The 13,895-nt window shown below is 47.3% G+C and carries 13 protein-coding genes; 9 read left to right on the top strand and 4 right to left on the bottom strand.

Annotated elements, in window-relative coordinates:
* Positions 1 to 34: 34 nt before the first annotated feature.
* The 3 genes from NP165_RS00410 to recQ form a co-directional block, all read right to left on the bottom strand.
* Entirely contained in the window at positions 35 to 703 is a 669-nt protein-coding gene (locus NP165_RS00410) for a 7-cyano-7-deazaguanine/7-aminomethyl-7-deazaguanine transporter (protein WP_257084431.1), read from the bottom strand.
* A gap of 296 nt (positions 704 to 999) precedes the next feature.
* Positions 1,000 to 1,314, bottom strand: a complete 315-nt coding sequence (locus NP165_RS00405) for a DUF3630 family protein (RefSeq protein ID WP_257084430.1) — start codon at positions 1,312 to 1,314, stop codon at positions 1,000 to 1,002.
* Entirely contained in the window at positions 1,307 to 3,142 is a 1,836-nt protein-coding gene (gene recQ, locus NP165_RS00400) for an ATP-dependent DNA helicase RecQ (RefSeq protein WP_257084429.1), read from the bottom strand. Before recQ ends, NP165_RS00405 begins: the two co-directional genes overlap by 8 nt.
* A 150-nt stretch (positions 3,143 to 3,292) precedes the next feature.
* Between recQ and rarD the strand changes: the two genes are divergently transcribed.
* The 5 genes from rarD (at position 3,293) to NP165_RS00375 (ending at position 8,862) form a co-directional block, all read left to right on the top strand.
* The gene (rarD, locus tag NP165_RS00395) at positions 3,293 to 4,207 is read left to right on the top strand and encodes an EamA family transporter RarD (RefSeq protein ID WP_257084428.1); all 915 of its coding nucleotides are present in this window, start codon (positions 3,293 to 3,295) and stop codon (positions 4,205 to 4,207) included.
* A 72-nt stretch (positions 4,208 to 4,279) separates the two neighbouring features.
* Complete coding sequence (locus NP165_RS00390; protein ID WP_257084427.1) at positions 4,280 to 5,074, top strand: AraC family transcriptional regulator; 795 nt, start codon at positions 4,280 to 4,282, stop codon at positions 5,072 to 5,074.
* A gap of 76 nt (positions 5,075 to 5,150) precedes the next feature.
* Entirely contained in the window at positions 5,151 to 5,819 is a 669-nt protein-coding gene (locus NP165_RS00385) for a LysE family translocator (protein WP_257084426.1), read from the top strand.
* A gap of 124 nt (positions 5,820 to 5,943) precedes the next feature.
* Positions 5,944 to 7,692: a gamma-glutamyltransferase gene (gene ggt, locus NP165_RS00380; protein WP_257084425.1), complete on the top strand. Its 1,749-nt coding sequence runs from the start codon at positions 5,944 to 5,946 to the stop codon at positions 7,690 to 7,692.
* A gap of 741 nt (positions 7,693 to 8,433) precedes the next feature.
* Positions 8,434 to 8,862 (top strand): VOC family protein, encoded by a 429-nt coding sequence (locus tag NP165_RS00375; protein WP_257084424.1) that lies wholly within the window; start codon positions 8,434 to 8,436, stop codon positions 8,860 to 8,862.
* A 45-nt stretch (positions 8,863 to 8,907) separates the two neighbouring features.
* Here the strand turns inward: NP165_RS00375 and uvrD are convergent, their stop codons facing one another.
* Entirely contained in the window at positions 8,908 to 11,079 is a 2,172-nt protein-coding gene (gene uvrD, locus NP165_RS00370) for a DNA helicase II (RefSeq protein WP_257084423.1), read from the bottom strand.
* A 298-nt stretch (positions 11,080 to 11,377) separates the two neighbouring features.
* On the opposite strand from uvrD, the gene NP165_RS00365 reads away from it, so the two are divergent.
* From NP165_RS00365 to NP165_RS00350, 4 genes are all read left to right on the top strand, one after another.
* On the top strand, positions 11,378 to 11,638 hold the full coding sequence (locus tag NP165_RS00365; protein ID WP_257084422.1) for a BufA1 family periplasmic bufferin-type metallophore: 261 nt from the start codon (positions 11,378 to 11,380) through the stop codon (positions 11,636 to 11,638).
* 86 nt (positions 11,639 to 11,724) lie between these two features.
* On the top strand, positions 11,725 to 12,585 hold the full coding sequence (gene bufB, locus NP165_RS00360) for an MNIO family bufferin maturase (protein ID WP_257084421.1): 861 nt from the start codon (positions 11,725 to 11,727) through the stop codon (positions 12,583 to 12,585).
* Positions 12,582 to 13,343 (top strand): HvfC/BufC N-terminal domain-containing protein, encoded by a 762-nt coding sequence (locus NP165_RS00355; protein WP_257084420.1) that lies wholly within the window; start codon positions 12,582 to 12,584, stop codon positions 13,341 to 13,343. Before bufB ends, NP165_RS00355 begins: the two co-directional genes overlap by 4 nt.
* A 10-nt stretch (positions 13,344 to 13,353) precedes the next feature.
* Positions 13,354 to 13,809, top strand: a complete 456-nt coding sequence (locus NP165_RS00350; RefSeq protein ID WP_257084419.1) for a DoxX family protein — start codon at positions 13,354 to 13,356, stop codon at positions 13,807 to 13,809.
* Positions 13,810 to 13,895 lie beyond the last annotated feature (86 nt).

Raw genomic sequence — 13,895 nt, 5'->3', positions numbered from 1 at the left:
GTTCTCACTCGGGCTTTTTTGTTTTTGATGGGGCTTAGTTTGCACCGACCATCTTGAACTCTGGATTCACTGCGGTCAGCTTCTTCACTAAGTAGTTCAACAACACGCCGTACATTGGGACAAACAGACCCAAGCTAATGACTAGCTTGAAGCCATAATCGACCAAGGCGATCTCTGTCCAATGCTCCGCCATAAATGGATCTGGGCTTTGGTAGAAAGCAATCGCAAAGAAAGCAATGGTATCTAGCGCGTTACCAAACAACGTTGAACACGTAGGCGCGACCCACCATTGTTTTAGCTGACGCAGACGGTTGAATACGTGCACATCAAGGATTTGACCAAGTAGATACGCCATAAAACTCGCCGCAGCAATACGTGCGACAAACAGGTTAAACTCACTCAACTGAGCAAAACCTTGGAACTGGCCTTCATAGAACAAGACTGACAGCGCGTACGACACTGCCAAGGCTGGCAACATTACCAAGAAGATAATACGACGAGCCAACTGTGCACCAAAGACACGAACCGTTAAATCCGTTGCTAAGAAAATAAATGGGAAAGTGAAAGCACCCCAAGTGGTATGAAAACCAAAGATGGTAAACGGAAGCTGAACCAGATAGTTGCTCGATGCAATAATGATCAGGTGAAACAGGGTCAAAAAGAAAAGGGCTTTGCGCTGCTGCGCAGGGGTAAAGTTACTCATGCGATACCTTTTTAGTTTGGTTTGGGGGTGAGGGAACCCAAATCGAATCTATCCCAACTATTTGGAACGACTCTTACCAACAATGTAAATAAAGAGATTAAGATATTTTAAATAGTTGGAGTTTCAACAAGGCGACAAATGAGTACTGCCCTATGAGCATAGGGAACCTATGTGATTAGGGAGGACGAATGTAGTCAACGATGATGAAACTTCAAATATGACAAATATCGCGGCGGGCGATTATACATTAACCAACTATAGCCGCAAGCCTGAGTAATTACGCAATCGTTGGCGTACTAAAATCCGCGCTGAAAAAGGCTGGCTAGGAACGCAAGTTCTTCTTTTGAATCTTCAATTGAAAGCGCTTCAAACCATACGCACTCACTGTAATGCTCGGCTCTCAAGAACAGTTGGCAGCCTTCAAAGTCAATCAGCCAAGAGTGAATATCGGCATCCCACTGCTTTTCGACCACTGTCGCAGATAGCAGCTCGACTAAACGCGCTCCAAGCTCTGGAAAAGAGTCAAAGTCAAAGCTTGGGGTACGAATAATAATGCGACCTTCGTCTGCCTGATACTCTTGCAGGCCAAATTCCGTTTGTTGATCAACCATGATTAGTTAAGTGCTCCTGAATTAAATCTAAGAATGGATCGGCGTATTTTTCCAGCTTACGTTGCCCGACTCCGTTTACCGCCAGCATTTCGCCATAGGAAGTTGGCAGTATCTCGGCCATGTCGATCAAGGTTGCGTCGCTGAATACCACATATGGTGGTAAACCATCTTCATCAGCGATCGCTTTACGCAGCTTACGTAATTTAGCAAACAGCTTTTTGTCGTAGTGTTTGTTCGATAGCTTATCTGATTTAGCCGCTCGCGCTGCCGTATCTAGGCGAGGCACTGCGAGTTCAAGCGACATCTCACCGCGCAACAGTGGCCTCGCTTCTTCAGTTAGCTGCAGCGTTGAGTTGCGGGTAATATTTTGGGATAACAATCCTTTGTGAATCAACTGGCGGAAAATACTTACCCAGTAGTCATGGCTGTTCTCACGTCCAAGCCCGTAGGTTGAGATCTTATCGTGGCCATTCTCACGTACACGAATATTTTGCATACCGCGCAGCACTTCCACCACATAGCCCATACCAAAACTCTGATTGACGCGATACACACAAGACAGCGCTTTTTGCGCCTGCTCCGTTGCATCGAAATGTTTCGGTGGGTCTAGGCAGATATCGCAGTTACCACACGGCTTTTCGCGATACTCGCCAAAATAGTTGAGCAGCACTTGTCGACGGCAGGTTTGTGCTTCAGCAAACGCACTCATTGCGTGGAGCTTATGCGCTTCGACTTGTTTTTGCGGGCCATCATCTTTTTCGTCCAACATGCGGCGCAACCAACTGATATCCGCTGGGTCATAGAGCATCATCGCTTCTGCTGGCAAACCATCACGTCCGGCACGACCGGTTTCCTGATAGTAAGACTCGATGTTACGAGGGATATCAAAGTGAACCACAAAACGCACATTAGGTTTGTTGATCCCCATACCAAATGCAACTGTGGCGACCACTATCTGAATATCATCACGCTGGAAGGCATCTTGTACGTAAGCACGCTCATCCACTTCCAAACCCGCATGATAACTGGCCGCTCGCAAGCCGTTGTTGCACAGTTTTTCTGTCAACATTTCAACTTTCTTTCGGCTACCGCAGTAGATAATACCGCATTGACCCCTCTGGTTTTCGAGAAATCGAACCACCTGAGAAACGGGTTTGTGCTTTTCAACTAAGGTATAGCTGATATTCGGTCTATCAAAGCTACCCAGATACTCATGGGGCTCGCAAAGTTGTAAACGATGCATGATATCTTTACGAGTAGCATCATCAGCCGTTGCCGTGAGCGCCATCACTGGCACATGCGGAAAATACTGCTTTAGCTGACCTAAAGAGGCGTATTCCGGTCTAAAATCATGTCCCCACTGAGAAATACAGTGCGCTTCATCCACCGCGATCATCGACAGCGGCAAGCTCTCTAAACGTTCTATAAAATCACGCATCAACACGCGTTCAGGGGAAACATAAATCAGTTTTATGGCACCTGAATGCATTCGGTTGTACACGGAGATCAGCTCTTCACGTGACATGGTTGAATTAACGCACTCTGCCGCCACGCCATTCGCTTTTAGCTGATCGACCTGGTCTTTCATTAACGAAATCAGCGGAGAGATCACGAGCGTCAGGCCATTTCGAACCAACGCCGGGATTTGATAACAAAGCGACTTACCACCACCCGTTGGCATAATAACCAAACTGTCTTGCCCTGCGACCGCAGACTCGATCACCTCTTGTTGTCCATCACGAAACGTCTGATATCCGAAGACCTCCTCAAGTATGCTTTGTGGCGTCACCGTTGGATCAGATTGTTCGGCTATTAGTGTGGCTGTCATGGGTATCTCAAAAAGGGATGAGTGCAGAAGTGCAAGGGGCACATTGTAGTGGGGAATCAGGGTGAATAAAACAGCAAATTTCTAGGTGATTTTCAAACTCGTTCGTATACTGGATGTTTCAATTTGTAAACGTCGTGTTGAGATTATTTAATGACACCAGAAGAACAGCAAAGAGCGAAGCAAGGCGTATTGCTCGCCATTGGTGCCTACACCATGTGGGGCGTCGCACCAATTTATTTTAAAGCCATCAGTGACGTCTCACCGCTTGAGATCCTAAGCCATCGTGTCATTTGGTCCTTTGTCTTATTAGCACTGCTACTGCATTTTAGCCGACGCTGGCGTAGCGTGAGAGATGTGTTTCAATCAAAGAAGAAAATGGCTTACTTGCTGTCGACGTCGGTTATCATCGCGGCAAACTGGTTGATTTTTATTTGGGCGGTGAACGCCAATCATATGCTCGATGCCAGCTTGGGTTACTACATCAACCCATTGATTAACGTCGTCCTCGGAATGATTTTCCTCGGCGAAAGGCTGCGTAAACTGCAGTGGTTCGCAGTGGCGTTGGCGGCTTGTGGCGTCATCGTTCAGCTGGTTGCTTTTGGCTCAGTGCCAATTGTCGCAATCGCATTAGCGTTCAGTTTTGGCTTTTATGGCTTGCTACGAAAGAAGGTCAGCTTGGATGCCCAAACAGGACTCTTTATAGAAACCTTAGTCTTACTACCTGCAGCGGCTATTTATCTTCTGTGGTTTGCCAACTCTCCAACCTCAAATATGGCTGAAAACTCGTTAAACCTGAACGTGCTTCTCGTTGCTGCGGGTGTTATCACTACCCTGCCACTGCTTTGCTTTACTGGCGCTGCGACCCGACTCAAACTGTCGACTCTGGGTTTCTTCCAATATATCGGTCCGAGCCTAATGTTCTTACTCGCGGTACTGGTTTACGGAGAAGTATTTACCTCAGATAAAGCCATCACCTTTGCCTTTATTTGGGGTGCGTTGGTGGTATTTAGTTTTGATGGATTAAAAACCAGCAAGCAATCGCGAGCGTCCGCACTGGCGAAGTGATCGTTTTTTACAAGACAAACCGACATTCGCACTATAAGCTTGGTGAAATCTTCACCAAGCTTTTTTTGTACCATGGATAAGGTCAATTACCACAAAACGCAAAACCAAGAGATCAGCCTGATCGATGCAAACTACCAAAAGTTTGCGTTTCAGCGTCATTATCACCTTGATTTTCATATTGGCCTTATCACCGATGGACAGCAAAAGTTTCATTACCAAGGCTGCTCTTATCAAGTTGGCAGCGGGCAGATTGTCATCATGCCACCCGATGAGCTACACGATGGTCATTCACTGCTAGATTCTGGCTATCAAGTAAAAGTCTTTTCCATCGACCCGCAGTGGCTGAGTGATTTGGCCGAGTTAAAACGCCCGGGTAACACGATCAGTTTTAGTGAACTTATCATCCATGATCCCGGCGTGTTCAAACCCTTAGCTCGGCTTCACCATTCATTGACCCAAAATAACATCAGCCAACTCGCAAAAGACTGTTTACCCTATGAGGGCTTTAGTCAGCTCTTTACCCGTTACGGAGCGTTGGCACAAAAAGCAGCCATTCCTTTGGGTCAGCAGTCCGTCAATACGCTCAAAGAGTACTTGATGGAAAATCTTGATCAGCCGGTCAGACTGGAGCAACTTTCTGAGCTGTGCCAACTCAGTCCGACGCAATTTCAACGCCACTTTAAAGCCAGAGTCGGCCTAACGCCGTATGCATGGCTAAGTCGATTACGCCTGGAAAAAGGCATGAGGTTACTAAAATCAGGACTGTGTGGAACCGAAGTGGCTCACCAAATCGGCTTTTACGATCAAGCCCATTTTAGCAAAGCGTTTAAAGCCACCTATGGCGTGTCGCCTTCTCAATTCATCTAGTGTCAGTTTTTTACAATCGGCGTTGATGTTTTCCGTGCACAATAGTGCGATGTTTTGACGGTGTTGGCCTGTAGTAATGAATGAAATCTCCATATTAGTAACCCTCGCAACGATTCACTTTATCGCGTTAATGAGCCCGGGGCCCGACTTTGCGCTCGTGGTACAAAACGCCACCCGATATGGCCGACAAACCGGCGTATACATTGCACTTGGACTCTCTTTTGGCATTTTGCTGCATTCGTTGTTGAGCCTGACTGGCGTGAGTTATTTGGTTCATCAACAACCAACCTTATTCGCGTTAGTGCAAATCGCTGGCGGTAGCTATCTGCTCTACTTGGGCTTTGGCGCACTAAAAGGAACATGGCAAACCCTACGCTCAAAAAGTGAGGTTTCTGAAGAGATCCCCCACTCAAGCCTATTACTGAACAACAAGCGCCAAGCCTTTTCACGCGGTTTCGCTACCAATATCCTCAACCCCAAAGCGCTAGTGTTTTTCGTTAGTTTGATGTCGACACTGGTTCCAGCAAGCATGTCAGTAACTGGGAAAGGAATTGCGCTGTTTATTCTCTGGAGTTTGTCTTTGGCGTGGTTTTCATTCCTTGCATGGGCGTTATCGACGCAGCGACTGCAAAACAAGTTGAAGTCTTTCGCGGTTTATATTGATGGTTTATGTGGGATCATTTTCACCGTGATTGGAGTGAGCATTCTTTGGCAGTCAGTTATCGCACTGCTCATCCGTATCTAAGGATGAACAAGTCGGAATCGATGTCTAAGAACTGACTCCAAGTTACACTTTTCTAACAATTTCATGGACGTACTCAATGTCCACTGCCAATCTTGTTGAGCAAACACAACAAGGAGAACAATAAATGCAGTGGACATTGAAACTCATCACCACCTCCCTTTTGCTTGCCTCTACGTCTGGCTGGGCTGATCAAGCGGCAGACTCCGTCGCTCCCGAGCAGAGTACCGGCGTCGAACAAAAGCGCCTAGTAACCGCAAAAGATTGGATGGTCACCGCCGCCAACCCAATCGCTACCCAAGCGGGGGCAGATATTTTGGCTCAGGGCGGTAACGCAATTGATGCTATGGTAACAACTCAGTTGATGCTCGGCTTAGTTGAACCACAGTCATCCGGTATTGGTGGCGGTGCATTCTTAGTGTACTGGGATGCCAAAGAGAAAAAACTCACCACCTATGATGGCCGAGAAACCGCGCCACTCGCTGCGACTCCAACTCTGTTCCAAAACGACAAAGGTGAACCGCTTGAGTTTTACGATGCGGTTGTCGGCGGTCGCTCCGTGGGAACACCCGGCACCGTTAAGCTGATGTGGGAGACCCACCAGAAATACGGCAAACTTGAATGGAACAAGCTGATAGAGCCAGCGATCAAACTGGCGCAACAAGGTTTTGAAATCAGCCCTCGCTTAGCCAGCCTTATCGAAGGAGATGCCGAGCGTTTAAGCCGATTCCCAACCACTAAAGCGTATTTCTTCAATCCAGATGGTTCGCCTAAAGCCGAAGGCACAATACTCAAGAACCCAGAATACGCAGCAACCTTAACCACCATTGCTAAGCAGGGTGCAGAGGGTTTCTACCAAGGTGAGATCGCGACAGATATCGTCAAGACGGTACAAACTGCCGCAGGTAACCCAGGCGTTCTTGCTGAGCAAGACCTCGATATTTATCAAATCAAACAGCGCGACGCCGTTTGTGCACCGTACCAAAGCTATGATGTATGCGGTATGGGGCCACCGAGTTCAGGCGCACTGACCGTTGGGCAAATCTTGGCGATGACCGAGCAGTTTGACCTCAAAGGATGGGGCGCAGAAAATCCAAAATCTTGGCAAGTGATCGCTGATGCGTCTGCCCTCGCATTTGCTGACCGAGGCATGTACATGGCTGACGAAGACTTTGTTCCAATGCCAACTACCGGATTGCTTAACGCGGAGTATCTGAAACAACGCGCGAGCTTAATCACCCCGGGAAAAGCTCTGGAATCGGTCTCGGCGGGCACGCCACCGTGGGATTATGCTCAGTTGCAAAGTCAGGATGAATCGATAGAACTGCCGTCCACCAGCCACTTCAACGTCGTCGATGGCGAAGGAAACGTCGTCTCAATTACGACTACAATTGAAAACGCGTTTGGATCTAGGCTGATGGTGAGAGGCTTCTTGCTTAACAACGAGTTAACCGACTTCTCGTTCCGCACGCACAGCGACGGCAAACCTATTGCCAACCGCCTTGAACCGGGTAAGCGCCCACGTTCTTCAATGGCGTCAACCATCATCATGCAAGACGATAAACCTTACATGGCGATCGGATCACCGGGTGGTAGCCGCATTATCGGTTATGTTGCACAAGCGATCATTGCTCACACGCAGTGGGGAATGGATATTCAAAGTGCAATCAATCAGCCACATTTACTTAATCGCTTTGGAACCGTCGACATTGAACAGGGAACAAGCTTCGAAAGCATGAAATCTGAGCTGGAAAAACTCGGACTACAAATCAACGTTCGTGACTTAAATTCCGGTTTACATGCCATTCGATTCACCAAAGAAGGCTTAGAAGGTGCCGCTGACCCGCGTCGTGAAGGAGCCGCTATCGGCAAATAGAGACGATCTGCCCGCCCGTTTGTGCGAGATATCTTACAAACGGGTGAGCAAAAGTAGCTTTTTTGCTAAGAGAAAACACACCAATAACACTTAACCAATTGAATTATAATAACATTAATTATTTTTCACTAATATTTCGTCTATGTAATCGTTTTCTTCGCATTGCTGAAATCGAGCAAAGGCTTAATATGAACCCTGTCGGAAGGATACTGACACGGAACAGGAAATTACCAAGGATTAGGTAATCTTCAGGAAGAAGATACGGTTACTCAGGATGAGTAGTCGGCACGGATAGCAAATTGGACATTGAACGGACGCAATAGTAACTAGGATGGTTGCTACTAAGGATGGGAAATGGACACCTCTGGACGAGGTAAGGAACTTATCATCAGGATGATGAAAGGGACACCGCTCAGGGAACAAGCGACGTGAGCTAACGAGGATTGTTAGCAGACCAGGATAGGGTCAAGGACACCGCTAGGAAGGCGATGAAAGGATTAAGCTGAAGGAAGTCAGCATACTATCAAGGATTTGATGCATGGAGCACTTTTAGTAGCCGGATTGCTGCGAGTAAGACTATAACCCCGATGGGCGCAAGCCCTCGGGGTTTTTCTTTATCTGAATCTCACCCATCTTTATTTTTCAATAAATCTTATTATTGCTGTTGACCTCTATTTAACTTGAGGTTTTAAAGTCATTACATCCACACCTAAAATCAACTTAAAACAAGGATGTAAGACCATGAGCTATTACCTAGAACACGCCAATTTGAGCGTTGATAATGCCCAAGCCACTGTCGATTTTTTACTCGCCGCGATCCCAACGTGGAGAGTGCGTGGCGGTGGCGATTGGGACTCGCCAATCGGACAAACAGTCGATTGGTATCATGTTGGCGACGATAATCAATACATCACTGTGCAGTCTGGTGGTGACGGCCCAGCGCAAGACTGGACGTTAAAATGGACCGGCGTCAAGCACCTCGGCATCGCAGTCCCCAACTTAGAAGACGTGATTGAACGCTTACGCCAACACGGTTACGAACTCGATCATTTAGGTGGTGAGCATCCACACCGTAAAAGCGTTTACTACTTGGATGGCAATAATCTGCAATTTGAATTTATCGAGTACCTTTCTGAGCGTGCCGATGAGCGTAATGACTACACGTTGTAAGCAATAAAAAAGCGCTAACTCGGTTAGCGCTTTCTTTGGTTTTAGTTATAGCTTTTCCAACTTGGCGTAAGCGGTAACAAGCCACTTGATGCCCTCGCCGTTAAAAGCGACCTGAACCCTGCTTTGCGGACCACTACCTTCAAAGTTGATAATGGTTCCTTCACCAAACTTAGGATGCATCACACGCGCACCCAGACTAAAGCCAGTTTCGTTAAAGCTCTCTTTGACTACGGTTTGGCTAAAGCGACCAGAACTTGCTGGACGGCTCACCTGTGCTTTCATGCGCACTTCGTCTAAGCACGCCTCTGGTAATTCACGAATAAAGCGAGACGGTTTATGGTATTTGTCTTGACCGTACAAACGGCGCATTTCTGCATACGTGATGTAGAGTTTTTCCATCGCGCGAGTCATACCCACATAGCAAAGACGGCGTTCTTCTTCCAAACGTCCCGCTTCTTCTGCGGACATTTGGCTCGGGAACATCCCCTCTTCGACACCCACCATAAACACTAATGGGAACTCCAACCCTTTTGCGCTGTGCAAAGTCATCAATTGTACGGCATCTTCAAATTCATCCGCCTGACCTTCACCCGCTTCTAAAGCTGCGTGAGTCAAAAAAGCAATCAGTATCGGCATTTCTTCCGCTTCTTCTGGCTTTTCAAATTGACGAGTCGCAGTCACCAATTCTTCCAAGTTCTCAATACGAGCCTTAGACTTCTCACCTTTTTCTTGCTCGTACATCGCGAACAAGCCCGAGTACTTAATCACGTGGTCGGTTTGCTCGTGCAATGGCAACTCGCAAGTGTCGTCTTCCATTGCATTGATCAGTTCGATAAAACGCCCTAATGCACTCGCCGCTCGTCCTGCCAGCACTTTGTCTTCCAACAGGCGTAAACTGGCTTGCCACATAGTGCTGCCCTGATCGCGCGCGGCAAAACGAATAGTTTCCAACGTTTTATCGCCAAGACCACGAGTCGGTGTATTTACGATACGCTCAAACGCCGCGTCATCGTTGCGGTTCGACATCAAACGCAGATAGCCCAACGCGTCGCGGATCTCTTGACGCTCGAAGAATCGCATCCCGCCGTAGATTCGATACGGTAAACCCGCTTGAATTAATGCTTCTTCCAGAACACGCGACTGGGCGTTGTTTCGGTATAACATCGCCGCGTCATTAAGTGCGCCGCCTTTCTCCTGCCACTCTTTAATTTTGTTGACTGCAAAGCGGGCTTCATCCAGTTCGTTGTATGCCGAGTACACGGAAATCGGCTCACCTTCCGCGCCTTCGGTCCAGAGCTCTTTCCCCATTCGCTCAGTGTTATTGGCGATCAACGTATTCGACGCCTCAAGAATCGTCTTGGTTGAACGGTAGTTTTGCTCCAAACGGATGGTGTTTACACTCGGGAACTCTTGAGTGAATTTTTCGATGTTCTCGATCTTTGCCCCGCGCCAGCCGTAAATTGACTGATCATCATCGCCGACGATCATTACGTGCGAATCCGGACCCGCCATCATTCGAAGCCAAGCGTACTGAATGTTGTTGGTATCTTGGAATTCGTCGACCAGAATGTGCTTAAAGCGCGCTTGGTAGTGCTCGCGAACAAACTTGTTATCACGCAATAACTCGTGCGTTCTCAACAAGATCTCAGCAAAGTCGACCAATCCCGCACGGTCACAGGCTTCTTGATACGCGCTATACAGTTGCAGGTACGTCTTGGTCACCGGGTCGTGATAAGCATCGATATGGCTAGGGCGTAAGCCTTCATCTTTTTTACCGTTGATCCACCAAGCAACCTGACGCGCAGGCCACTGCTTATCATCTAGGTTCTGGGCTTTAATTAAGCGCTTGAGTAATCTTTGCTGATCATCGGTGTCAATGATTTGGAAATCTTCCGGCAACTTAGCATCCAAATAATGCGCGCGAAGAATGCGGTGACAAATTCCATGGAACGTGCCGTTCCACATACCAGATGCACTGCCCATCATGAGTTCTTCAATACGGCCACGCATTTCTGCCGCCGCCTTGTTGGTGAACGTCACCGACATAATCGAAAACGGCGAGGCTTGTTCAACAGACATTAGCCAAGCAATGCGGTGTACAAGCACACGTGTCTTACCACTGCCTGCGCCAGCAAGGACAAGTAGGTTTTCTAGTGGGGCGGCAACGGCTTCACGCTGCTTGTCATTGAGACCGTCGAGAAGTAATGAAGGATCCATTCTGAGCTCAGCTACTGGTTATCTATACATGAAAATTGATTATAACCTAAACACCGATGCCATTTCAGGGGAAAAGAGAGAAAAAATTCGTTGATTATTTTCAACCACTTATCAGAAACTTACATAAGCACAACCAATAACTCACGAATTTATCATTAATTATTTGAAAGTTTTTTTATTCCTCTTCTTTCTTTTTGAATAAGCAAGCTGGTCAAGAATCACACAACACTTAATTGGTTTGCATAGCTCTAAGGGCTATTTATCTAGGAAAAAAGAAATAAAGTCAGAGGAAACTACCATGAAAAAGTCAAATCTTGCCGTTACTGCCGCTGTTACAGGTCTACTCGCTCTAGGTGGCACAATGCTCACAGCCAATCATGCAGTCGCAGCTGAAAAAGAGAAATGCTACGGCGTTGCCAAAGCGGGTAAAAACGACTGCGCCACCAAAGCAGGTTCTTGTGCGGGTACAGCAAAAGAAGACAGCCAAAAAGACGCGTTTGTTGTCGTTCCTAAGGGACTTTGTGACAAACTTGCTGGCGGTAGTACTCAGTCTTCTTAATCGTTTTGCCATTACAAGCCGGCCTTATGATGGCGGCCAATTGAATTCAGGCCGCCATTCTTCTCTTTACACGTAAGGACTCGCCCGTGACTACCAAACACTATGACCCGCACACAGGTGTTGGATTACGCTCGCCACACCTCGACTATTTCGTCAATGAAAGGCCAAAGCTGGCTTGGTTAGAAATCCACAGCGAGAACTACTTTCAACCCTACTCCGTAGCAAGGCAAACACTGCGTCAATTGGCCAATGATTATCAAATAAGCTGCCATGGCATTGGGTTATCACTCGGCAGTGTTGAGCGCCCAAACCAATCTCATCTCAAGAAACTGAAACACCTGATTGATGAATTAGACCCTTTTCTCGTATCAGACCATTTAAGCTGGAGCGAAAATGGTGGCCACTATTTTAATGACTTGCTGCCTTTGCCTTATACAGAAGAAGCGTTAGACGTTTTCTGCCGTAATGTCGACGAGGTACAAGATTACCTGCAGCGCCCAATGCTGATAGAAAACCCGTCAAGTTACCTCAAATTCAATCACTCCACGATTTCAGAGTGGGAGTTTCTCAGTGAAGTGCAGCGACGCACAGCGTGCCGACTGCTGCTCGACTTAAACAACATTTACGTTTCGGCGTTTAATCACGGCTTTGATGCCACGACTTATCTCAATGCGATTCCCGCCAATGCAGTCGATGAAATTCATTTAGCCGGATTTACCATCAAGCAGCTTGAGCAAGGCGAGATTTGGATTGATACCCACAGTAAACCTGTTTGTGATGAAGTATGGCAATTGTTCGAGCAATGGTTGGTGCAGCATGGGCCTCGCCATACATTAATCGAGTGGGATTTAGATATCCCCACGCCAGACGTACTGCTCGCAGAAGCAGAGAAAGCCAGCCAAAGGCTACAAACTTACCGCTCGAAAGACGGGAGGAAAGCGTCATGACTTTACCGCTCGCTAAACTACAGAGCCGCTTTTCTGATGCACTCCGCTACAACGCAACTGGCGAGGAATGTGATGTCGTGAGTGATGCATTTAGCGCAGATGAACGCGTTCAGATCTATCGCAACAACTTTATTATCAGCTTAAGTGAAGTGCTACAAGCAAGCTATCCATTGGTGTTAGCTCTGGTTGGCGGGGAGTGTTTTACCCAACTGGCGCGACAGCATGTATTGGATCACCCATTAACATCTGGTGATGTCAGTCACTACGGTGAGCACTTTTCCCACACCATCAACAAATTCCCTGCTGTTATTAAAGCCGCACCATACATCACAGATGTCGCCGAGTTTGAGTGGCAAATGGATAACGCTCAACAACTTCACGACAACATGACCATTGAAGAAGCGTCGATGCCGTTAGCACTGCTGAGCGACATACCGGAAAATAAGCACGCGGATATCCAATTACATCTACAACCGGGCGTTTTACCTTTTCAATCTGAATTTGCGGTATTTTCACTAAAAGTCGCCGTTGATAACCAACAGTACGACGATCTCGTGCTCGACCAAGCAGAACAAGGGGTGATTTGCCACCTCGCTGGCAACGAAAGTTGGAGCTTGGCTTTGACGCCCGAGCCATTCCAGCTGCTTCTACTTCTTCATTCAGGTGCGCGTTTAGGCGATATACCGGCCGAGTGCTTATCGCACCTAAGTTTTCTATTGGACAACCATCTTGTGGCGGGATTCTCGCTGAAAGGTTAAGGAGCTAAGTATGTCGACTGCAATTAAGAATGTCATTGAGACCTATGACTCGCTGATTGGCAAAGCGCAGTGTGTATTTGTTCCTGTTCTCCTACTGTTTTGCCGCTTATGGGTCGCTTATGTCTTTTTCAATTCGGGCCTGACTAAGGTTGCTACCTGGGATAGCACGCTTTATCTATTTGAATATGAATACCAAGTGCCACTACTTCCTTGGCAAATGGCCGCTTATCTGGGGACTGCCGCAGAGCTGACTCTACCGATATTTGTCGCTTTAGGACTACTGACAAGACCGATGGCTGCGATTCTGTTTGTATTCAATATTATCGCTGTCGTGTCTTATCCATTGCTTTGGGAAAAGGGATTCTATGACCACCAGCTTTGGGGGTTGATGATTTTAATGATTGTAGTTTGGGGGGCGGGGCCTTTCTCTATTGATAGACTTTTGAAAAACAGAGTCGCAAGTTAACGAGTGAAACAACTGACCGATAGAACAATGCCCTCGAGACAGAGGGCATTGGTGTTTTAAATCTCAGTGTTAGGCGATGATACCTG

The sequence above is a fragment of the Vibrio japonicus genome, from assembly GCF_024582835.1.
In the GTDB taxonomy this organism is placed as follows: domain Bacteria; phylum Pseudomonadota; class Gammaproteobacteria; order Enterobacterales; family Vibrionaceae; genus Vibrio; species Vibrio japonicus.
Note: the sequence above shows the minus strand (reverse complement) of the source record. Positions and strands in the feature narration are given on the sequence as shown.